This window comes from Gemmiger formicilis (assembly GCF_024462815.1).
Classification (GTDB): Bacteria; Bacillota; Clostridia; order Oscillospirales; family Ruminococcaceae; genus Gemmiger.
In genome coordinates this window covers 12,497-34,625 of sequence record NZ_JANGCG010000010.1, presented here as the reverse complement: position 1 = coordinate 34,625, position 22,129 = coordinate 12,497, and the positions used below count along the sequence as shown (strand labels likewise).

Here is a 22,129-nt window from a genome sequence, read left to right as displayed (position 1 = left end):
TTTGTACGCGCATCGGGATGGGGGTGCTATCGTTTCTTGGAGGAACGTGTTTTGCAAGCATAGGCGAAGTGTTGCCACAGGGCAACCCGCCGAAAAGCCTACGGGGACAGCCCCGAACCCCTGTGAGGCTGCTGGCGCATGAGAAAGCGCAGCGTTGGAATCAATGTCCGCGTCAGCGTCACTGAGAAACGAAAAATGACGCTGATGGCTAAACGGAGCGGGCTGTCTCTCTCGGAATACTTACGTCAGCGGGCGCTGGAATATGAGCCGGGCGGGCAGCCGCCCAAGGAGGTATTTGATGTGCTGGATAAATTGGATGAAATTGCAGAAAGCTGTTCTGTGCGAGATGGCGCGGCCATCAACGCCCAGACTGACCGATTGAGGGACCTGCTCATTGGCGGTAACTAAGATCTGGGCAATCAAGGACAGTTTACAGCGCGTCCTTGATTACGCAGTCAACCCGAACAAAACCGAATACGATGCTCTTGCCCAAACGCTGCACTATGCAGAAAATGATGCCAAGACCAAGCTGAACGAGAGCGCCCAGCTTGTCACCGGCATCCATTGCAGGGCAAATCATGCGTGGGAAGATATGCGGGCTGTACAGGAACGCTTTGGTAAAGCAGACGGCGTGGTGGCGCTCCACGCCTACCAAAGCTTCCGCACCGGCGAGGTCACCCCGGAGCAGTGCCATGAGATTGGCGTAGCACTGGCCCGCAAGGTCTGGGGCAAGCGTTTCCAAGTGCTGGTCGCCACTCACATGAACACGGATAATTTACACAATCATTTTGTGATAAATTCCGTGTCCTATGTGGACGGCAAGAAGTATGTTGCTAAAATTATTCTAAAAAATCAAAAAAGAAAGACCTCATTGCAAAAAATACATCGCAATGATTTTTTTAGTGTGCCCGAAGAAATTCGCCAAGCCGCGGGGCACGGGCTGTTCGAATCCCCCTCTTTTACTGCCCCATAAAATCCGTGCAAAGCAAAAAGAGCAGCACCCCATAAGGTGCTGCTCTTGGTGCGACCGGGAGGATTCGAACCTCTGGCCTTCCGGGTCGGAGAACTACGATAGGGCGATATAGACCGACGTTGAAACGTAAAATTTGTTGGTTCTGTACAGCTGAACCCGAAACGAGAAAAAGCCCATTGTTGGTTCGGTTTTCGTTGATAAGGCAGTAAATCAAATTATCACCGCAGCTGAATCGGCAATGGGAGAAAAACCGAGTTGCAAAGCCACGGACTGAAAACGAAATGTTAAAAGGACTTAGTTGTCAGGCGTAGCAATGGCAAGGAAAATCACCGAGATCAGTCTATCACAGACTTTTCTCGGTGATTTTCTTATAGTGCGCCCGGCATGGGCAACAACTAGGTGGTGAAAGACCACTACGCGCTCGGCAGTAGTGAAGCGTTAGCCGAAGGCAAGGGTGTCCATCGCAAGGTGGAATCTGAAGGAAGCCGGATGTCAGCGAAAAAAACGCTGGCGGGCAAACACCCGAACCGACGAACAGAAATCACATAGTACGCAGAACAGGGCTACAGATACGCTGTATCAGTGGACTTGTCGAAGTATTTTGATACGCTGAACCACGAGCTGCTCATGAATCTGTTGCACCGGCAAATACAGGATATGAGGGTGTTGCGCCTGATTAAGAAGTATCTGAAAAGCGGTGTAATGGAAAACGGTGTGATTTGCAAAACCGAGGAAGGTTCGCCGCAGGGTGGACCGCTGTCTCCTTTGCTGGCAAACATATATCTCAATGAGTTTGATTGGGAGATGTACAGCAGAGGGATAAAGATGGTTCGGTATGCAGATGACATTGTGGTGTTTGCCAAAAGCAAACGCGCAGCAGAATGTCTGTTGGAATCCTGCCGGAAGTATCTGGAAGGTAAACTGAAGCTGAAAATGAACGCGGAAAAGAGTAAGGTGATCAGTATCTTTGCACGGAAGGAATTCAAGTTTCTTGGATTTTGTCTGGGCAAGAATGGAAACGGCATCTATATCCGTGCTCACCGAAAGTCCCTCAACAAGGCAAAAGAAAAGCTGAAGCTTCTTACAAAGCGCAACCGTGGGCGCAACATCCGCAGAGTGATGCAGGAAGTGAAGGTGTTTATTCGTGGCTGGATTGGCTACTTCCGAGTGGCCGAAATGAAGCGGTTACTGACGTCTTGGGACGAATGGTTTCGGCGCAGATTCCGAATGTACATCTGGAAGCAATGGAAGAAGCCCAGAACAAAGGTGGTTAATTTGAGGAAGCTGGGGATCCCAGCTGACAAAGCTTACCAATGGGGCAATTCCAGACTTGGCTACTGGCGTATGGCCGGAAGCCCTGCTTTTGAAGAATCTGTGAATCTCTTGCCATAGCGGCTGCCATTATAAAAAATCCGACGTTCAAAACGCCGGATTCAAAGCGGAGTTATTTTCCAAGCACAATGGATAGCTTGATTTCTTTTTCCGTTTCGCTCAGGTCGAAATCGCCGCCGTCGGCGACGGTTACGCGCAGCTCATAGAGTACGCCGTCCGTTATTTCCGTCACAGCCGCGTCGGTCTCGTCCGTGATCGACCACAGCTCGGAGGCAACCTTTACCAGCTTGCCGTCTGCACCATAGGCGTAGAGTGTCAAATCGGAGGCGCTGCCGGACAGATTGTTCATGCGGAAGGCCACCGTGGTATTGGGGTGCACATTGCGGATGGTTGCGGTGTTGCGCCAGCTTGCAACTGTACCTTCGCCGCCGTCCTGTGCAAACTGGTCCTGTGTAAGAACATTTCTTGCCGCCTGATCCAGATCGACTTCGCGGTACGGAAGCTCGGGCAGGTAGACAAAGCGGTCCTGCAGGCGGAGCAGCTCCAGATAGCCGGTGGGGCAGTAGAGTGCATTTCCGCTGTTGCCGGTGTACATGCCAATGGCCATATTATTGTAGCCGTACTTGTTGGATACATCCATCGTAAAGACGGTCTCGCCGGTTTCAAAGTCGAGAATGATGTACTGCCACATACCCGTGGTCAGATCCTGCACATAGCCGTAGATATAGCCCGTTGCGGTGGAGAGCTTCATGATCGCGGTGTCGCTCAGATCATTTCGGGTCCAGATGCTCTTCATCTCGTAGCCGCTGTCCGTTTTCACGGTGTCCACGCGCTCGACGCCGGGGGCAATCATGGCATTTCCCTTCATCAGCCAGTTCTGGTCATAAATGTTGGCGTAGCTCTGGATCGAAGAATCGTTGTTGGGGTCGGCAAGACCTGCGTTGCCTGCGCCGAACCAGTTGCAGACGATCGTGCTGACCGTGCCCGCGCCGTCATCATAGACGATTGCAGAGTTCTCGATTGCCACCTGATAGCCATCGGGCAGATCATCGAGCACCGGCGCTTTTGCCACGACCTCTCCGGTCTTCATGTCGAGCGCAAGAAGATTCACGGGGTCTGCATTGTCGGTGAACATCACAAGGTTCGGCGTCAGCGTCGGCGAGCAGCCTCCGCCCCACGCAAGACCGCCGCCGGTGGTCTTATCGCCTTCTCCACTGACCTTCGCGCCGACGCTCTCATACGGCGTACACCAGACAGCCTCGACGCCATTGTTGGCGCGCAGCAGATAGCAATTCTTATTTGTCAGAATGACCGCGCCGTCCTTGGAGGCGGCGATGCCGTTCTCAGCGCCCTCACCGGGCGTCAGCTCGTAGACGAAAACCGCCTTTGACAGGTCGGTCTGCTCGCCGTTGAGGATCGCTTCGATTGCCGAGTGGGCGATATAGCCGAGAACGCCCTGCTGCTGGCGCTCGGGATAGATGCGGAAGCCGCCGGTGGCGAACCAGAGGTTCCCGTCGTAGTCAAATACCACGGAAAGAAGATTCTGCGTCAACTCCTTACCGAGCGCGGCCTCTGCCGCCGCCTTGATGTCGATGTCAAGCACCTTTTCAAACTCGGGAAGGACATTGCCCTCCTCGTCCGTTGCGCGGAGCATCAGTACATGGTTGTTGCTGGTCGGGCAGACGATGCGGTTTTCAGCGTCCAGGAAGGTGTAGGAGCTTTGGATCAGGTAGCTGCCGCCGTCATGCTGCTTCGGGGAAAAATAACCGAGCGTCTTTGTCTCCTCCGCATTTAGATCGCGGATGGCGATGCCGCCGAGCAGCGGAACGACTGCATGGCCGTAGCTGTCAAAGTAAATGGCGGGAGACGCATTCGCGTTTGTCGTCTCATAGGAGACATGGATCTCCGGATAGATGCCGAGCGGGAGAATTTCATCGGTTGAATCGGTGTTATAGCCGTCGTGATGGATGTTCGCATCACTCTTTGCCATGTAGGGGTTTTCCTCGACCTGCTTGGGCTGCAAGGCCTTCACGGGGAGTGCACCGGATACCGGCGCAGAAGGTGTTGTTTCCTCAGCAGGTGCGGCTGCTTCAGCCGGTGTTGCTGCAGCGGAAGGTGCCTGCGTATCCTCCGCCGATGTCTGTGCTCCGCTGCATGCTGCCATCGACAGGGTCAGTGCCCCCGCCAGCAGGAAACTGCCTACAGAATAAATCGGGTTTCTCTTTTTCATCAGTGATCCTCCTTGCCATGTTGGTTGTGATCCGCTCGGGACGAAGCAGACGGTTGTTTTTTCTCTACCCATGCACAAAGCCCTTGCTGGAACGCTTCTTCCGTTATCGGCTCCAGCAGAAAGTAGTCTACGCGCAGCCGAAACGCATGCAGGGAAAAATCCAGCTCGCTGCACCAGATGATGCGCGTTTCCGGAAAAAGCGCTCGCAGGTGCTCCACCGCATTCAGCCCATCCACGCCCGGAAGGGCAATCACAGCGTTGGTCGGCGCATTCTTTTGCGTGACCTCAAAGAACACATCCTGCCCGCGGTAGCAGTCTACCTTGGGAAACAGACCGCGCTCTGAGCAGAACCGCGAAAGCTGCTCTGTATAAAAAATCTCCTGTGTTTCACTCTTTGTCAGCACGGCAATGTGGTACATAACGCTCCGCCCTCCTCCCTTTTTCCTGCCGTCGTTGACTGTTTCTGCTTTCAGTATACGGAACGGTGCAAGCTTTTCAAGCCTTTTGGCACGAAAGCCCCAATTCCGGCACGAAATCGGGCTTTTCCGCTGTGCCGGTGCCGGACAGTTGTGGTATAATCTAAATAGAATCTTTCCCAAAGGAGTCAGTCCGGCATGAGAATAGCAATTGTGGATGATCTTGAGACCGAGCGCTCGCAACTGAAAACGCGCCTTGCGCGGCAGCTGAACCTGTGCGGCGCAAAGGCGGAAATTTTGGAATTTGAAAGCGGCGAGAGCTTTCTCGCCGCAGAAAAAGAGCAGCGTTTTACCGCTGCATTTCTGGATATTTACATGCATGGGATGAGCGGCATGGACGCTGCAAGGGAGCTGCGCAGGACGGACACAGACTGCCTGCTGATTTTCACCACGACCTCGACTGACCACGCGCTGGAAGGCTTTCAGGTGCGTGCGCTTCACTATCTCGTGAAGCCCTTTTCCGAGGAGGAGCTTTCCGCCCTGCTTGCCGAGATGCTTGCAAGGCTCCCCCGCCCGGAGCCGGTCCTGACGGTGAAGGTCAGCGGCAGCGATGTCCGTCTTTGCTATCGGGACATTATTTCTGCCGAGCATTTTGCGCACAGGATCAACATCCGCACGACCGCTCTGAAAACGCTGGTCACACGCCAGAGCTTCAAAGTGTTCACCGAGCCGCTAAAAAAAGACCCCCGCTTTTTCATCTGCGGCAGAGGTGTGATTGTCAATTTAGAGCATGCCGCTGATTTTCGGGATGGCGCTTTCTGCATGACAGACGGCAGCAGCGTCTATGTCAGTCAGGAGCTTTTGAAGCCTGCCCGGCAGGCGTTTATGGAATTTCTGCTGCAAAGGGAGCGTATGAGATGAAGGATATTCTGCGTCCGATTTTGGAGCTGCTCGTTGTACTTCCCGGCCTTTTGCTTGGCTATTTCCCTGTAAAAGCCTATCTGAAGCAGTCACCCGGAAGGCTGGCCGTCTGGCTTTTTCCGCTGATGGCGTGCCTGTGCATCGGCAGTGGGCTTGTCTGCTATCGGTTTCAGGCTTCTACATTTTTTGCCCTTGCGGTGGTCGCACTGGCTGCAGCTTGCCTGTATACCCGAACGCTTGACATCTCCCTCTGGAAATCCGGCACGATTGCGCTGTCCGTCTGCGCCGTGTTCGCGTGTGTGAACAGCTTGTCCCGCGCCGTCAGCGCCGCGATCATCCGGAATCAGCAGTTGCCAACAGACGAGCCGTGGCTCTGCCTTGGGGCCTGCGTGTTCTATAACGCCGTTTGCTGGATCACCGTACTGGCCGCGTATTATCCGGCAACACATGCGGTGCGTGCAATGGTCGAGGACGATAATTTTGCGCAAACATGGTATGTGTTTTGGGTCCTGCCGCTGGCATTCATTCTTTTGAACATTTTCATGATTCCGCGCTATCAGGCAACGCTCCAGACCGGCCGCGTACTGCAGGGCTATATTGTGCTAAGCGGCGCACTTCTGGTCTTTATGTTCTGCTTCAATGCGATTTTTCTGCTGATGGCAACCAGTCTCAACCGCAATGCGAAGCTGCAGCAGGAAAACCAGTTTCTTTCGATGCAGCAGCAGCGCTATGAAAACCTCAGGACCGCCATCGAGGAAGCGCGGCAGGCACGGCACGATATGCGCCACCAAATCCAGCAAATTTCTGCGTTGGCCGAGGCGGGTGATTTGGAGGATCTGAAAAGCTACCTTGCAAAAACCGTCTCCCGCATCCCGAATCTTGATATGTGCTTCTGTGAAAATCGTGCGGCGGACAGTGTTGTCGGCTATTACTGTGCCATGGCAAAGCGCGATGATATCCCCTTCCGCGCCAGACTCGACCTGCCGGAAACACTGCCGGTTGACGAGATCGATATGTGTCTCGTGCTTTCCAACCTGCTGGAAAATGCGTTGGAGGCGAGCCTTCGCACCGCACCGGGCAGGCGGCAGATCGAAATAACCGCTTGTGTTCACGCCGACCGGATTCTGCTGATCGAGGTTGAAAATGCGTTTGACGGCGAGGTCAACGAAAAGAACGGCGTTTTCCGCTCCTCCAAGCGGAGGGAAAACGGTATCGGTATCCAGTCCGTCACCCATATTGCAGAGAAAAACGGCGGCACAAGTACGTTTACCTATCAAAATGGCACCTTTTCCGCCAAAGTCATGCTCTGCGGGTGTTAGTACCGCCCGACCGTATAGACGAAGCATAAGAAAAAAAGCAGGGACGCAGCCAACGGATATACCGAAGGCCGCGTCCCCGCTTTCGCTAGTGCGCCCGGCATGGGTAACAACTAGGTGGTGAAAGACCACTACGCGCTCGGCAGTAGGAAGCGTTAACCGAAGGCAAGGGTGTCCATCGCGAGGTGGAATCTGGAGGAAGTCGGATGTCAAGGTGAGGAACCTTGGCGGGCAAACTCCCGAACCGGCGAACAGGAATCACATAGTAGGCCGTACAGGGACGGACGAGTGTGCTATCCAACACAAAGTCCAATACTGCCCGAATCCCGTGCGGTAAATGTGGCGGTTACATGGGAGGAAAGTTGTTGTTCTTACCCGGGGAGGTCTTGCAGACGGTAAGTAGGAGAATCCGAAAACCGCAGTAACAACGAACTGCAAGAAGTCAGCCGAGGCCATAGTACCCTGATTTTTTTCAAGGGAAGGGCCGAACAACCGTAAGTCTCAAGTACAGACCGGAAGGAGGTCGGTGTGTTGAAAGCAGAATACCAAGGGAACGAGGGCTTCTACCAAGGGAACGAGGGCTTCCTGCAAAGAGATAGTGTGGAACACAAAGGGTATGCAGAAGCGCGGAGCACTGACTGCAGAGAAGGGAAAGAACGAGACGGTGCAAGTGACCTGCTGGAAGCAATACTGGGCAGGGATAACCTGAACAGCGCCCACAAGCGGGTCAAGAGAAACCACGGCGCAGCGGGAATCGACGGAATGACCGCAGAGGAAGCACTGCCGTGGTTGAAGGAACACAGGGGAGAATTTTTGCAGAGCATCCGGGACGGAAGCTATATGCCCAGCCCGGTGCGGCGGAAGGAAATCCCGAAACCGGATGGCAGCGTGCGAAAGCTGGGAATCCCCACGGTAGTAGACCGTGTGATTCAGCAGGCAATCGCACAGAAGCTGCAAAGCATTTGGGAGCCTTTGTTTTCAGACAGTAGCTATGGCTACCGTCTGAAGCAAAGCGCCCAACAGGCGATTCAGAAAGTCAAGAAATATGCGGAAGAAGGATACCGATACGCCGTGTCGGTAGACCTGTCCAAATATTTCGATACACTGAACCACGAGCTGCTCATGACTCTGCTGCACCGACAGATACAGGATATGCGCGTACTGCGCTTAATAAAGAAGTATCTGAAAAGTGGTGTAATGGAGAATGGTGTGATTTGCAAAACGGAAGAAGGTTCGCCACAGGGTGGACCGTTATCTCCTTTGCTGGCAAACATCTACCTCAATGAATTTGATTGGGAGATGTACCGCAGAGGGGGTAAAGCTGGTTCGGTACGCAGATGACATTGTGGTGTTTGCCAAGAGCAAACGCGCAGCAGAACGCCTGTTGGAATCCTGCCGGAAGTATCTGGAAGGCAGGCTGAAGCTGAAAATGAACACGGAAAAGAGTAAAAGAATGCACCGTGCAGAAGTATCTTGAAACCGTTTCCTCGGTGTTGGAGGATGCCAAGAAAAACGACATTATTCCGTTCAACCCCGCGCACCGCGTCCGCAAGAAATGTGCGGAGAAAGAGAAACAGCATATTCCGCAGAAGTACGAAATGCAGCGACTGTTGAAAATCATTATGGACGAACCGATTCTGTACAAAGCCTATTACACAATGGCGATTGCCACCGGGCTGCGGCGCGGCGAGCTGTGCGCCCTGCGCTGGGAGGACATTACCGGGCCTTATGAGTTCACAATCCGCCACTCCCGCAGCTATGTAGCCGGGCAGGGAATTGTAGAAAGTGACACTAAGAATCACCGGGAGCGCGTTATCGTAATTCCGGCGCAGGTGTGGGAATTTCTGATGAGCCTGCGGCATTGGCAGACGATTCGCAGCGGCAAGCCGGACAACAGCCAGCCCATCTTCATCGATTTGGACGGCCGTGTGCCTAACCCGGACACGTTCACCCGCCATCTGCGCAAGTTGTATGCCAAGAATGGCTTCCCAAAGGAGTACCACCTGCACACCCTGCGGCACTATTACGCAACATACTTGCTGCAGGAGGGCACCAGCAAACAGGTCGCGGCTGACCTGCTGGGTCATGCGGATACAGCATTTCTGGAACGTACCTATTGCCACCCGCAGAATATGGCAAAGCGTGAGGCGGCGAACCTGATGGAGGATTTGCTTTCACCTAAAAATATCTACTATCAGCCCTTCAAATTCGTTCTTAAAGGCAAAAAAGTAGGATAACATACACGGCACCGCCAGAAATGGCGGTGCCGTTTTTGTCAGTAATAGGTGAATTTTTAGCATAAAGATTGTTGGGTGTGGTGATAGCTTTCTGTCGCAGTTGTCGGTATGCTTTGTAGTACCGCAGGTCAAAAAATAACACTAAGGAGCGTGCAAAATATGGCGTCTATCAGAAAGCGCGGCAGCAACAGCTATTTGATTGTGGTATCTCGTGGGTATGACTACGAGGGAAACCGACTGAAATCTGTACAGAAAACCGTCAAGCCACCCAAGGAATATACACCGAAGCAAGCTGAAAAGTGGGTAAGGGAACAGGCAATCCTATTTGAACGCGAAGTTCAGCATACGCCGGAACCCATTAACCGAAGCATTACGCTGGCAAAGTACATTGAACACTGGGTAGCTGATGTGGGACCGAAGAAGCTGGCAGATTCTACATTCCGACGCGACGAACAGGATATTCGCAGAATCTTGCCAGCACTGGGCAACTACAAGTTGACCGATTTGCATAAAGAGGTTATCCGATATTTTTACGAGGGAATGCGGCACTCGCCGCGTCTGGACGGCAGAGGGAATCTATCCGAGAAGTCAGTCGAAGGTTTACACAACACGCTGTGCGGGCTGCTTTCGTCCGCTGTAGATGAGGGTTATCTGACGCATAATCCGGCATGGCGGTGCTACAAGCCGAAAGGGAAGAAAAAAGAACGTCCCGTGGCTGATGAGAAAACCGTTAAGAAGTTGATTACAGCGTTTGAGGGTCAGAGTATGAAATACGAAACCTATTTCAAGTTGGTACTGGCAACCGGGCTGCGGCGTGGGGAAGCCTGTGGATTAAAATGGAGTGATATTAACTGGCGTAAACGGACGATTCATGTACAACGCGGGGTGGTCAAACTTAGTCATCAAGAATCTATCACCAAAGACACTAAGACAACCAGCGGTGATAGAATGGTATATCTGAGCAAGGAAATGTTCCAGCTGCTCAAGGCATGGCGCAAGGAATGTGAATGGGACAGAAAGCAAACTGCTGATGAAACGGTAAGCGAGGACGATTACTTGTTCCGACAGGCCAACGGAAAGCCGATGAACCCCAGCACGTTCACATTCCGTTTCAAAAAGATTCTGAAGCAAAACGGTTTGTCAACTGACCTGAATCTGCACAGCCTGCTCCCACACCAACGCCAGTTTGCTGATTGCCCAAGGCGTTGACGTCCGCACGGTGGCTAGTCTATTGGGCCACGCACAGGCCAGCACTACGCTGGATATTTACGCTCACGCATTTGACAAGAACAAGCGTGAGGCACAGCAAAAACTCGGAAAGGCGATTGGATTATGAGAGAAATCAAGCTGACCCGCGCGAACAAAAGCATTCTGCTGAAAGCGCTTGCTCCTTATTATTACCGTGAAAGGGCGCTTGGGCATAGCACACATGAAGTTGGAAAACTAATACTGAAAATTGATTCTCTGCCAGCCAATAAAAAAGCCACTTTTTCCACGGAAGAAATTTGCTTTATGCGAACCACCATAAATCGACTGAGGAACGAACGGCTATCAAAAGGGCAGTACACAGACGCAACCGATGATATGCTGTTGAAGCTGATTTAAAGCGGAAATAGAGCAAACAAAAAATCACCTTGCAAACTACATTGCAAGGTGACTTTTTGGTGCGCCTGAAGGGATTCGAACCCCCGGCACCTGGCGTCGGAAAACTACGACAGAGCGGCACAACCGGACGTAGGAACGTGAATTTTGTTGGTTCTGCACATTTGCTGCCAAAACAGGAAAAAGCCTGTTGTTGGTTGTCACAACAGGCTTTTCCGGCATTTTGATATGTGATTGCACAGTAGTGGTCAAGTGGTGGTCAATAACCCCACCCATAGTCACATATTCTATGCCAAAAAGGTCTTGTGGCTGAAGTGGGCCGCTAAAGTCATAATCCACCTGCTCGTATAATCCCGTTGTTATAAGACTTAAAACGAGTTATCATCTCTGAATTGCGATGCGCGGGTATTAGCTGGGATATAACTCCATTTCCAATTAAAACAGCTTTTCGCATGGCGCGCCTTTATTATCCACCACAAAAATGATTGGTGATTTAGGTGATTGCGTTGAATTTGGACAGTTAAAATTTTCCGTATATGGTGATTTCGCTTTTATTTAGCGGCGACAAATGTAAATCGGCATTTTCTAAATCAGTAGATTCACCGATATGCTTATAGCTTTCACGATCGATATAAAATATTTGTGGCCTCCCATTACAGTAACTACCAAAAAGGATAAAATCCAAATCAGGAGATGCAGAAACTTTACTTGCAAATTGAACTGTTTCAAAATAGTACAATTCTTCATGCTCTTTTGACATTTCATAATTATACACAATCGGAGAATACTGATTCTCAATAAAGAAACCCACCACGATTGGTTTGTCGAAAAAGTTTCTCCCTTTGTTTCGAATAGCTCCCTTATAAGCAGGAATTTTGTTATAGTGAGAATCGAATGTCATGTCAAAATTTGCCTGCCAATTTGCCAGTGATATAGGATAGTCTCCTTTACCTACATGAAATTCGTTGCCGATTGGTGTGGAAGAAATGCGATGGTCGAGCAACCGCTCCTCTTTTATACCCTTCATACCTTTACGGGAGCATACGGATGCATCAAATTCAAAATGTTCGATGATAATAATTTTGTCTTTTAGGATTGCATACATATCCGGGCGGTCAAAAGATTTCAACTGATGTAATGCTTGCGACAAATCATCTTCTGACATTGCATAATAGCCCCAATTTATGGCAGTGGGATTTTTGCATAGATAATCCCGCATAAGATGTGTACATTCATCCATTTGCAAACTCCCTGCTATAATCCATCAGTTGTTAAGCAATAGCGCATAGCAACTTCCGGCTAAAGGTTTTTCTTCCCATAAGGCAGCCTTGGCCGGAACGATTGTACCTTCCACGGCATCCAAGTCGGACTGATTTTGAATGCCAAGTATATTTATTAACACCACAGTGCCCGGATAGCACCCATCCTGCAAAGAATCCACTGCATAGTTTGCCATAGCATTTTACCCTCGCTGCGCCCTGCGCCGTGCCAGAATTTCAGCAGCCAAGGTGCGGGCGTCTACTTTGCCGTCCATCAAGCGGCGGCAGTCGGCACGGGTCTGTTCGGTGACTTCATACCCCTCGATGCGCGAAGAAGCCAAAGCATTTTCCAATGCCTGTTCACGAGTAATTGGTGCCATATACAAAACCGCCTTTCGCTTTTTCATCAATTATATACGATAAGGCAACCAAATGCAATTTTTCTTGCAAAACTTCTTACCGCTTATTCCATAACCACCTGCATCAGCTTATCGTACTGAGGATATCCCAGCAATACTTGCTATCCCTGATACCTTATTCTTTCTACCAGCGTTTCCTTTTTCAGATTACTGCTTAAAACACAGGAAAGCACAATTTGTAGAATACCAACCAGAAGAATCATAACAAGAATCGGGATAAGAGGAACGTGATAAACGTTCATTCCAAACATCCCATTATGCTTCGCATAGGAAAACAGTGCATAGCCGAGCGGCAGACCAATGATCAAAGCTACGCATATGGTGCCAACCGTAAAAATCAAGCCCTGTATTTGTAAGCACAGATTCAACTGCTTATTGGTCATGCCTACCGCTTGCAGCACACCGTATTCCTGCTTCTTCGTGGTGATATTGATGATCATGGTGTTTGCCAGATTCATAAACCCAATGAGGCCGACAATTGCCATGAACAGATAGCAGCCAAGCTTCATCATACGGCTTGTGTATTCTGCATATTGTAACTGTGCATGATAGGTATCCATTTTTATATGTGAATTATTAGAAATCAAAGTATTCAGACTCTGTTCCACAGATGCAACATCTTTTTTATCACAGTCCACCCACAGATAGCCATAGGCTGTTCCTCTCGGATTCATGGAACGGTATACGCCTTCCGGAATGACAAGGTAAGTGTCCGCACTTACAAAGGATCCTGCAATCTTTCCCTGATAGGTATAGGTTTCACTTCCATTCTCAAAGTCAAATACAATAGATTCACCCGGAGCATATCCATCTTGTTCCATCCACGCCGACCAGCCAAAGAAAATTTCACCATTCTTTACCGCCTGATCATAGTCCATAGAGCCAATATCCCCGTCTTGGTGCATAAAATCAAAATCATTTTTACTCACAACAGCAGCCGGAAATCTTGTCCCGTTCAGATTTACAGAGACAATCTCTCTCGTCATGACACCTGTCACTCCCGGAATGCTTTTGATTTCTTCAATCATTGAATCATTCAATGGATTATCCGTCAGAATCGTATCCAGATTATTCTCCGGATAGGCTTCATCATAATTCTGGGAATAATCCAGCTGCAACTCAAATTGTCCATGGTTGATTGCAATCCGCGCCTCGTGCTCCGTGTCAATATTCCCAACATAATTAGAGATAATTACAAACAATACACAGGAAAGCCCCATGGTAAGAATCGTAGCAATGGTTCTTTTCGGATTGCCTGTCACATTTGCCATTGCCATGGAGAAAACGGTGACATCTTTTCTGCCTTTTCGTCTGCCCTGTTTTTGCGTTTTGGAGCCGTCAAGATACCGTGTCGCTTCGATGGGTGAAATCCGGGAAACAATCTTCATGGGTTTGCGCAGAGCCAAAACGACCGTAAGAAACGATACAAAAATGCAGATGAGCATAATTGTCAGTGAAAACAGAGGCACCTGATGGTTCTTGATTCCGGACGATACCAGATTTCCCTGCTCTACCAGCCAGTTGAAGCTGACTTTTGCAATCAGGAAACCAAACAGCAGCCCCAGCGGTATCGAAGGAACCGCCAGAAGAATGCCCTCACGAAAGATCAACTGCTTCATCTGCTTTCTGGTTGCACCCAGCGCTTTGATTTTTCCGTACTCCTGAACCTTCTGGACGATCCCGACCTGAAAGATATTATAAATGACCACAACGGAAAACAGCACGATTCCGAGGATCAGGGTTCCACAAACCACAATCATTTCATAGCTCGGCTGCAATACCCACTGCAGGTAGAGGTCATTGATGATCACGTTTTTCTGGTCAATGCCGCAGGAATCCGCGATTTCTTTTATAACAGGCGCAACATTATTCATAGATACATTTGCAGAATCGCTCAAGGTAAAATAGATATTATATTGCCTGTCACCCTCCGCAACACGCTCATTATAAAAATCCTGCGAACCGAATACAACATAGGAAGCCTCGATGGTATATTCATCCCGGTCATATAAAATCCCGCTGACAGTAAATCCCACCGGTGCGTATTCCGACTGCATGCCGGAACGGTACTCCAATGTTACGGTGTCTCCGACCTTTACATCATGGTATCCCACTGCATCAAAGAAAGCGCGTCCTGCGGCAATTTCCTGCGCCTTTTCCGGATAGGTGCCTTCCTTCAACACATATTCCTGATTATAGGGAAGCATTTTCCTGACCGTTTCATCCATACTGACAAAGCCGCCATTTTCATTTCCTTTCAGGATGCCCTCCGTACACATGATGCCGATATCAGATATCTCAGCTCTGCGTTCCACTTCTTTTAATTGCATACCATCTGCGGCGATAAACAGGCCGTAGTTGCTTCCGTATGAGCTTGCCGCCTGACTTTTCTGTAAACGAATTACCCCATTTCCCACAGTACTGATGATAACAAGCAGCATCGTGGTCAGACAGATTGCCATCATGATCAGTATACTTCTTGTCCGATTTCTTTTGTCGTTGCTGAATGCAATTTTGCTAATCGTCCTCAATTGAAATCCACCACCTGTCCGTCCTCAATCACCAGAATACGGTCAGCGACCTGTGCAATTTCGTCATCATGGGTAATCATTACAATTGTCTGTCCATATTTTTTTGCTGTCATCTTAAGCAGGGCGATCACCTCATCACTGGTCTTAGAATCAAGATTGCCTGTCGGCTCATCTGCAAATATAATTTCCGGACGATTCACCAGTGCTCTTGCAATTGCTACTCTCTGCTGCTGTCCTCCGGATAACTGATTTGGCAAATTATAAATCCGGTTTTCAATCCCCAGAGTTGCAATAATATCATTTACATACGCTTCATCCACTTTTCTTCCATCCAGCCCCAGTGGCAGTACAATATTTTCCCAGACATTAACAGATGAAACCAGATTAAATGCCTGAAAAACAAATCCGATTTTTCTTCTGCGGAAAACAGCAAGGGCATCTTCCTTCATCCTGTATAAATTTTTCCCTGCTAAAGTAACACTGCCTTTTGTCGGGGTGTCTAGCCCTCCAAGCATATGAAGTAATGTACTTTTACCGGAACCTGACTTTCCGACAATTGCGACAAATTCTCCCTGCTCAATCTGAATGTCCGCCTGATTGACCGCTTTGACCCGATTCTCACCTGCGCCATAAAACTTACAAAGGTGCTTGGTTTCTAATATCACACTCATGTGTTGCCTCCTTTTCATCCTACATCCAAATTGTATCAGGGCAATCTTTCATTTCACTTTCAAAAAACGAGCAGAAGTCTTACAGAATTGTAAGATTTCTGCTCACTTAAAATTTAACCGACATATGGTAATTGAATCACAAACGTGCTTCCTTTTTTCTTTTTGCCGGAGGTTACCGTAATCGTACCTGCGTGTTTTTCGATAATTTCTCTCGATAGAAAAAGTCCGATTCCTGTACCACTCTTTTCCATGACCTCCTTGGAACTTCCTCTGTAAAATCGTTGAAAAATTTTGTGATACTCATTCTGCGGAATACCAATTCCCTGATCCTCAATTTCCATTCTTACAAGATCGTTTCTTTTTTGTAACCGGATAAATATTTTTGAACCACACGGACTGTACTTGACCGCATTATCCAGAACGTTGATCACAGCTTCACCAAGCCACCTTTTATCCTGCATAATCGTGCATGTTTCCAGCTCTTTTTCATAGTCAAAAACGAATTCGATTTCTTTCTCATCCGCTTTAGGATAAGTACGGTTCACAGCAGATATGACAGTATCCATAAGCGGAAGTTTTTTCTTATTCATCTGAATCAGTCCAGTTTCCATCTTGGATATTTCAAGAAGCGACTGCAATAATGTCTCCAGTCCATCCAGAGCACTCCGACAACGGATACGAAACTCCTCCTGTTCTGTGGCACTTAAGTCATTCTGCATCAGCACACTAAAACATATATCCAAAGCTGCAACCGGTGTCTTTAGCTGGTGAGAGATATCAGAAACCATTTCTTTCGTGCTCTCTTTTTCTGCCCGTGCTTCTTCCTTTAGCAACTGAATATGATGTCCGATTGCTTCAAGCTGGTCATTCAATTTTTCCAGTTCTGCATGATTTTCCGTTTTCAGTAAATCATCAAATTTATTTTCACGGAATCTGATCAGAATTTCTTCCAACTGGTCTAAAATTTTCTGGTGACGCGCATCTTCCTTTTTCTTCCAATAAAGTAAAAAAGTCAAAAGAAGCACGCATATCACAGTGCTTACAGCACCGGTCACCATAACCTGATGCCGGAATTGCGAATAAAATGCATTCCCTTTATTCCCCCAGTATCCATATTGCTCCAATAATCGCCTTCCCTGTTCGTTAGTTTCAATATCCTTATCCTTGAGCAATTCCGAAACAGCATCCAGCCCGGAAAATTTTTCCTTTGCAGCAATCTCTGTCATAAGATTCATTTTATATTTATAATCTTCATAAAACACATACGTGGTAAAGCAATTTGATATTGCAAACAATACTATGACAGGGAATACCAAGGAGAGCACTACTGTAATCTTCTTGCGATATCTCTTTGTCACTGCCTTACCTCCTGATTCCATATATACCCAAGACCTCTGATATTCTTTATATAGACCGGTGCAGCCGGATTGTCTTCGATTTTCTCACGGAGTCTTCTGATATTGACAGCGATTGTATTTTCATCCACAAAATCCCCTTCCAGATCAAACACATTTTCCAATATTTGTGTTTTTGAAAGAATCTGTTTCGGATTCTGAAGAAAAAAAGTCAGCATTTTCAACTCCGTTTTTGTCAGACTGATTTCACGACTTTTTATCAGGACTTTCATTTCTCCTGCGATAAATACGATATCTCCCGAAATCATCTTTCCGGCTTCCGTTTTCTCCTGTCTGCGGCGGAAATGTGCTTCTATTTTCAAAAGAAGTACCGAAAGACTAAACGGCTTTGTAATATAATCATCTGCCCCTGCTTCATATCCCATGACCTGATCCATCTCCTGATCTAGTGCTGTAAGACAAATAATGTATGTATTATAATTACATCTCATCCACCTTACAAATTCCAGTCCATTCCCATCCGGAAGATTCACATCACAAATGGTAACATCCACAGTATTATCACTTGCAATTCTTTTCGCTTTTTTCACTGATTCTGCTGAAAAAACCTCATATCCGGATTTTTTCAGTGAAAATGTAATTCCACGATTTAAATTTTCATCGTCTTCAACCACGAGTATACCTGGCATAGCATATGCACCTCTCTTTATTAACTATCTTGCATTTGCTGGCTGTATCAGAGGACAGATGGCCACATAATCTTCCACTCAAAATACTCTGCCTGCGTAATCTCCCCCGCATACAACTTCTTTTGAACTGCAGCCCAATCCTTCAGAAAATCATCCAGAATCGTATCATCAAACCACATCGCCACGGGGGAGCGCGGTGGCCAGTTATCGTTGTCATCATAGTGCAGCGCAAGGTTTGGGTTGGCATTATACCGTGCTGTGCCGCGCTCGGTGGGCACCAGCTTGATAACGCCGGGCTGCTCCTCGTCCAGCTAGAAAAGCTGTTCCAGAATATCATTCGCCGGACCGTTTCCACCATCGGAAAGTGCCAACGGGGAAACATGCAAAGCCTCTGCTATCTGATTTAGCAGGGGCTTTTTTGGTACGCGGTAACCCATTTCGTACTACGCAATGCGGTTTGCGCTGAGGTCGACCAGCTCGCCCAACTCTTTCTGGGTCATGCGGCGGTGCTGGCGGATACGCTTGATTTTCTCTCCGATGTTCATTTCAGTTCACTCACTTTGCAGGATTTTCCTTATTGTACCACGCCATAACATAAAAGCGCAAGAAAAAAGTAACAATTTTGCGAAAATCATTGACATTCGCATAAAAGCGCAGTATTCTATATTTACATCGCAAATATGCGAAAGCTAACTATAAGGATGGTGATCGAATGGATTGTAAAGAAATCAGAGAAATGTACAAGCTCATGTTTGCAGAATACCCAGACATTGTAACGGTCAAGAATCTGCAAGCCATGCTGGGCATCAGCCGCCACGCGGCCTATGACCTGCTGGGGGAGGGCGAAATCAGCTGCATCCGGCTGGCAAACGCCTACAAAATTCCCAAAATCAATGTGATCAATTACGTTCTGAAAAGTCCGTGCGGTCAGACCCGCGTGAGCGCGTAGGAGAAAGCCTTGCTTTTGACGAGAGCCCCGCCCGGAGAGTGAATCAGATTTGATTCACTTTTCAGAAAACAGGGCATAAAAGTGAATCAGTTCTGATTCACTCGCAGTAACCGCCCAAATCCGCCCGGTGTGGGGCAGATGCCACACGCAGCACACGGATACGAAACTGCCAGAACACCCGCCGTTTGGCGCGTTTGTGGGGCTGTGGGGCGGCGTGAGCCGTACAACTTAACACTGGAGAATAAAACTTACTACACACAAAACGACGATAGTATGAGATAATAGATATATACCAAACAAGAAAGGATGATGCAAATGACTTTTACAAAACTTCCAAAGGCAATCTCCGCCGAAGAACTCCTCTCCACGCCGCTGCCGCCGGTCAAGTGGATCATTCCCGGTCTGCTACCGGCAGGTCTGGCAATTTTTGCCGGCCCCAGCAAGGCGGGCAAAAGCTGGCTGACACTGTGGCTCTGCTTACAGATTTCGCAGGGGAAATCTGTGTGGGGGCGTGAAATAGAACCGAGAACCGTACTGTATTTCTCGCTGGAAGATACACTTGGGCGTCTGCAAGAGCGCCTTTACCAGCTTGTCGATGCAGAAGAAGACCCGGAACGTCTCATCTTGCAGACGGAAAGTCACGGAATTGGGCAGGGATTGGAAGAACAAATCGTCAGTTTCATCCATACTTACCCCGATATTAGCCTCATCGTCATCGATACCTTGCAAAAGGTGCGAAAAACCGAGCGAAATGGTAGTATGTATGCCAATGATTACCGTGATATTGGGGCGTTAAAAGAACTTGCCGACAAGTACGGCATTTGCATCCTGCTGGTGCATCATTTGCGTAAGCAATCATCGTCAGACCCCTACGACCAAATTTCCGGTTCAACGAGCATTATGGGCGTGGCGGATACGACATGGCTCATGCATCGTCAGCGCATGAGTAAAACAGCGACAGTTCGTGTAATTGGACGCGATATGGACGAGAAAATGCTGCATATCCGGGAAGAAAACTGCGTCTGGACGTTGGATGAGGAAGAAACCGCAGAACAGCAGGCATCGAAAGCTATTCCTGACTACCTTTGGAAAGTTGCAGACTACATTGACTCAGTTGGAAAATGGCAGGGTACAGCTACGGAATTGCTTGTTGCAGCGAATATTTCTGATGTAAAGCCTAACCAGTTCACCCGGAAGATGGCGCATTATGCCCGCGATGTGTTCAGCCCTCGTGGTATCGAATACAAGTACACCCGCACTGAACAAAAACGCTTGTTTGAATTCTTCCATGACGATGATGACGGTGATGACGATGATATTGATATATCGGAGTTGTTCCACTGGGGTATACCACAAACATCGTCATCATCGTCAGCATCGTCATTAAGGTCGCTTGAGGGAAGCAAGCATGGGCGAAGTGTTGCCACAGGGCAACCCGCCGAAAAGCCTACGGGGACAGCCCCGAACCCCTGTGAGACTGCGAGCGCATGAGAAAGCGCAGCGTCGGAATCAACGTCCGCGTCAGCGTCACTGAAAAGAAAAAGGTGACGATGTTGGCTCGGAAGTGCGGCTTGTCACTTTCGGAATACTTACGCCAACGCGAACTGGAAATTGAAATGAACAAACAATTCCATAAAGGCATTTAAGATCAATCGATACGGGTGTCCAATATAATGAAATTTCTTGCACTTAAAACCTTTGAATATTTTTAATTATGTTACTGTTGAGTTTTCTCTAATTGTGCAAAAATGAAAGTTATCGGCACAATTCAATTAGCAACTCTGTTGACAATTTGAGTTCGTCTTGTGTGTAATTGCGAGTTGGGTCTGGGTGATCAATCAAATTACGTATGAAAGTAGGAAGTGTCTGATAATTTGTGGTATGGTGATTGTTAGGATTGGTAAATGAAGAAGACTTGCCATGTAGTGAGGGATTGAACAATGCAGTTTGGTTAGCTATGTAGTTATCACAGTCTTTTACAGTCGAACACTCGGTTTTATTTTGTAAATATCCGTACAATTCGATATGATAGTCTACCGAAAGAATTCCGAATGCAAGGTAGTTTGTTTCTGCAGATGTAATAGTCGGTAATACGGTAGGAGTTGTAATATTCCTTGAACAAACAGTACCATTATTGTCACTAAGCACAATAATTAAGATATTATCTCTATCCTCTAGTGCTGAACGAAGTACATATTCAGAATGGGTTGCGATAATCATTTGTGTATCTGGAGAACCATTTCTGTCGAAAAGACTACGATAATAATTCAAAACTTTTTGTTGCCACTTAGGGTGCATACTCAGTTCTGGCTCGTCAACCAAAGCAATCCCACCAGACATACTATTTATATTCTTTAACAGCTGAGCTCCACGAAAGACAATTTGCTTTTCGCCTGTACTTAAATTATCAACAGGAATTTTACGCGTATGCTTTTCAAAGAGAATTTTAATTTCTTCGAGATTAGTGTTGTCCACACCACTAAACTTTACAGTATCGAAGAAGTCATTGAACGCCTTTTCAAATCTATATATCTTGGATGTGAGTTTAAACGTATTATAGGACGTTCCTACCCCAGACTTGGTTATTTCCATCCACTTGGAATTATCTTGGGTATCTATGTCAACGATTAGTTGCTTAATTGATGTGAAATCATCCTGTGAATCATTTTCATATTTTTCGGAATCCAATTGTTGTGTTGTTGTAGAACGCACTTTTTGGGTATTAAATCCCGATCTTGCTTTTGAATATGAAAAACCGTAGTGCCGTATATCTGCTTGGTCTGACTCTATCGATTGAGGACTGTTGTTTCGATTGGTGCGAATCATTTCCGTCTTTCCATCAATTTCATTTTTTCGAAAATGAAATCCCAATTGAGGATTATCATCTGGATTTGGTGCAATAGTATATGGTATGCCATCGGCTATGTAGTTTATATACTCAAATGGCTCAATCGATCCAAGGTTGAGAAATGTGGATAATGTTTCAAGGACTGTTGTTTTTCCAGTACCATTTTCTCCCGCTAGTACAATAGTATCATAGATTGTGCCATCAGGCTTGGTAAAGTCAAGCTCCAAATTGCCCAAGATGGCATGATTATGCCATTTTATTTTTTTAATCATTTTTTTCTCCTGTCATCTTAATACAATGTATACCTTGGATATATGACAATTCTACCACTATGTTGGCATTAATGCCACCCATTATGTATCAATAAGATAAATTGTACAG

Annotated in this window: 23 protein-coding genes and 2 pseudogenes; 14 read left to right on the top strand and 11 right to left on the bottom strand. The window is 47.8% G+C overall.

Annotated elements, in window-relative coordinates; genetic code table 11:
• The first annotated feature begins 138 nt into the window (after positions 1–138).
• The 4 genes and pseudogenes from NE623_RS09565 (at position 139) to NE623_RS14900 (ending at position 2,365) form a co-directional block, all read left to right on the top strand.
• The gene (locus tag NE623_RS09565; protein WP_256272808.1) at positions 139–408 is read left to right on the top strand and encodes a plasmid mobilization protein; all 270 of its coding nucleotides are present in this window, start codon (positions 139–141) and stop codon (positions 406–408) included.
• The gene (locus tag NE623_RS09560; protein ID WP_256272807.1) at positions 395–973 is read left to right on the top strand and encodes a relaxase/mobilization nuclease domain-containing protein; all 579 of its coding nucleotides are present in this window, start codon (positions 395–397) and stop codon (positions 971–973) included. The genes NE623_RS09565 and NE623_RS09560 overlap by 14 nt, the downstream gene beginning before the upstream one ends.
• A gap of 567 nt (positions 974–1,540) precedes the next feature.
• A pseudogene (locus tag NE623_RS14905) lies at positions 1,541–1,960 on the top strand (reverse transcriptase domain-containing protein); the annotation flags it as partial.
• Positions 1,937–2,365: a group II intron maturase-specific domain-containing protein gene (locus NE623_RS14900; RefSeq protein ID WP_370866731.1), complete on the top strand. Its 429-nt coding sequence runs from the start codon at positions 1,937–1,939 to the stop codon at positions 2,363–2,365. The pseudogene NE623_RS14905 and the gene NE623_RS14900, both read left to right, overlap by 24 nt.
• A 52-nt stretch (positions 2,366–2,417) precedes the next feature.
• Here NE623_RS14900 and NE623_RS09550 read toward each other — a convergent pair whose 3' ends face one another.
• Together NE623_RS09550 and NE623_RS09545 are read right to left on the bottom strand one after the other, a co-directional pair.
• A complete protein-coding gene (locus tag NE623_RS09550) occupies positions 2,418–4,535 on the bottom strand; it encodes a hypothetical protein (RefSeq protein WP_256272806.1) in 2,118 nt (705 codons plus the stop codon).
• Positions 4,535–4,954, bottom strand: a complete 420-nt coding sequence (locus tag NE623_RS09545; protein ID WP_256272805.1) for a response regulator — start codon at positions 4,952–4,954, stop codon at positions 4,535–4,537. Before NE623_RS09545 ends, NE623_RS09550 begins: the two co-directional genes overlap by 1 nt.
• Before the next feature lie 195 nt (positions 4,955–5,149).
• On the opposite strand from NE623_RS09545, the gene NE623_RS09540 reads away from it, so the two are divergent.
• The 7 genes and pseudogenes from NE623_RS09540 to NE623_RS09510 all read left to right on the top strand — a co-directional run bounded on the left by NE623_RS09540 (position 5,150) and on the right by NE623_RS09510 (position 11,030).
• A complete protein-coding gene (locus tag NE623_RS09540) occupies positions 5,150–5,872 on the top strand; it encodes a LytR/AlgR family response regulator transcription factor (protein ID WP_256272804.1) in 723 nt (240 codons plus the stop codon).
• Positions 5,869–7,191 carry a sensor histidine kinase gene (locus tag NE623_RS09535; RefSeq protein ID WP_256272803.1) on the top strand — a complete coding sequence of 441 codons (1,323 nt, stop codon included), beginning with the start codon at positions 5,869–5,871 and terminating at the stop codon, positions 7,189–7,191. Before NE623_RS09540 ends, NE623_RS09535 begins: the two co-directional genes overlap by 4 nt.
• 759 nt (positions 7,192–7,950) lie before the next feature.
• Positions 7,951–8,665 (top strand): annotated as a pseudogene (locus tag NE623_RS09530) (reverse transcriptase domain-containing protein).
• Positions 8,649–9,425: a tyrosine-type recombinase/integrase gene (locus NE623_RS09525; RefSeq protein WP_256272802.1), complete on the top strand. Its 777-nt coding sequence runs from the start codon at positions 8,649–8,651 to the stop codon at positions 9,423–9,425. The pseudogene NE623_RS09530 and the gene NE623_RS09525 overlap by 17 nt, the downstream one beginning before the upstream one ends.
• Before the next feature lie 159 nt (positions 9,426–9,584).
• Positions 9,585–10,634 carry a tyrosine-type recombinase/integrase gene (locus tag NE623_RS09520; RefSeq protein WP_256272801.1) on the top strand — a complete coding sequence of 350 codons (1,050 nt, stop codon included), beginning with the start codon at positions 9,585–9,587 and terminating at the stop codon, positions 10,632–10,634.
• 10 nt (positions 10,635–10,644) lie between these two features.
• Positions 10,645–10,761 (top strand): hypothetical protein, encoded by a 117-nt coding sequence (locus tag NE623_RS09515; protein WP_256272800.1) that lies wholly within the window; start codon positions 10,645–10,647, stop codon positions 10,759–10,761.
• Positions 10,758–11,030 (top strand): hypothetical protein, encoded by a 273-nt coding sequence (locus NE623_RS09510; protein WP_256272799.1) that lies wholly within the window; start codon positions 10,758–10,760, stop codon positions 11,028–11,030. The genes NE623_RS09515 and NE623_RS09510 overlap by 4 nt, the downstream gene beginning before the upstream one ends.
• A gap of 517 nt (positions 11,031–11,547) precedes the next feature.
• On the opposite strand, the gene NE623_RS09505 is transcribed toward NE623_RS09510, so the two are convergent.
• The 8 genes from NE623_RS09505 to NE623_RS09470 all read right to left on the bottom strand — a co-directional run bounded on the left by NE623_RS09505 (position 11,548) and on the right by NE623_RS09470 (position 18,229).
• Complete coding sequence (locus NE623_RS09505) at positions 11,548–12,267, bottom strand: hypothetical protein (RefSeq protein WP_256272798.1); 720 nt, start codon at positions 12,265–12,267, stop codon at positions 11,548–11,550.
• Positions 12,268–12,291: 24 nt separating this feature from the next.
• Positions 12,292–12,483 (bottom strand): hypothetical protein, encoded by a 192-nt coding sequence (locus tag NE623_RS09500; RefSeq protein WP_256272797.1) that lies wholly within the window; start codon positions 12,481–12,483, stop codon positions 12,292–12,294.
• 6 nt (positions 12,484–12,489) lie between these two features.
• A complete protein-coding gene (locus NE623_RS09495; protein ID WP_159447053.1) occupies positions 12,490–12,666 on the bottom strand; it encodes an antitoxin VbhA family protein in 177 nt (58 codons plus the stop codon).
• Between the two features lie 140 nt (positions 12,667–12,806).
• A complete protein-coding gene (locus tag NE623_RS09490; RefSeq protein WP_370866727.1) occupies positions 12,807–15,236 on the bottom strand; it encodes an ABC transporter permease in 2,430 nt (809 codons plus the stop codon).
• The gene (locus NE623_RS09485; protein ID WP_256272795.1) at positions 15,233–15,907 is read right to left on the bottom strand and encodes an ABC transporter ATP-binding protein; all 675 of its coding nucleotides are present in this window, start codon (positions 15,905–15,907) and stop codon (positions 15,233–15,235) included. Before NE623_RS09485 ends, NE623_RS09490 begins: the two co-directional genes overlap by 4 nt.
• Before the next feature lie 113 nt (positions 15,908–16,020).
• The gene (locus tag NE623_RS09480; RefSeq protein WP_256272794.1) at positions 16,021–17,286 is read right to left on the bottom strand and encodes a sensor histidine kinase; all 1,266 of its coding nucleotides are present in this window, start codon (positions 17,284–17,286) and stop codon (positions 16,021–16,023) included.
• Entirely contained in the window at positions 17,262–17,951 is a 690-nt protein-coding gene (locus NE623_RS09475) for a response regulator transcription factor (RefSeq protein WP_256272793.1), read from the bottom strand. The genes NE623_RS09480 and NE623_RS09475 overlap by 25 nt, the downstream gene beginning before the upstream one ends.
• A 47-nt stretch (positions 17,952–17,998) precedes the next feature.
• Positions 17,999–18,229 carry a hypothetical protein gene (locus NE623_RS09470; RefSeq protein WP_256272792.1) on the bottom strand — a complete coding sequence of 77 codons (231 nt, stop codon included), beginning with the start codon at positions 18,227–18,229 and terminating at the stop codon, positions 17,999–18,001.
• 434 nt (positions 18,230–18,663) lie between these two features.
• On the opposite strand from NE623_RS09470, the gene NE623_RS09465 reads away from it, so the two are divergent.
• The 3 genes from NE623_RS09465 to NE623_RS09455 all read left to right on the top strand — a co-directional run bounded on the left by NE623_RS09465 (position 18,664) and on the right by NE623_RS09455 (position 20,546).
• Entirely contained in the window at positions 18,664–18,900 is a 237-nt protein-coding gene (locus NE623_RS09465; protein WP_256272791.1) for a helix-turn-helix domain-containing protein, read from the top strand.
• Between the two features lie 315 nt (positions 18,901–19,215).
• Positions 19,216–20,391 carry an AAA family ATPase gene (locus NE623_RS09460; protein ID WP_256272790.1) on the top strand — a complete coding sequence of 392 codons (1,176 nt, stop codon included), beginning with the start codon at positions 19,216–19,218 and terminating at the stop codon, positions 20,389–20,391.
• Positions 20,388–20,546 (top strand): plasmid mobilization protein, encoded by a 159-nt coding sequence (locus tag NE623_RS09455; protein WP_256272789.1) that lies wholly within the window; start codon positions 20,388–20,390, stop codon positions 20,544–20,546. Before NE623_RS09460 ends, NE623_RS09455 begins: the two co-directional genes overlap by 4 nt.
• A gap of 109 nt (positions 20,547–20,655) precedes the next feature.
• On the opposite strand, the gene NE623_RS09450 is transcribed toward NE623_RS09455, so the two are convergent.
• Positions 20,656–22,020 (bottom strand): AAA family ATPase, encoded by a 1,365-nt coding sequence (locus tag NE623_RS09450; RefSeq protein ID WP_256272788.1) that lies wholly within the window; start codon positions 22,018–22,020, stop codon positions 20,656–20,658.
• Between the last annotated feature and the right edge of the window lie 109 nt (positions 22,021–22,129).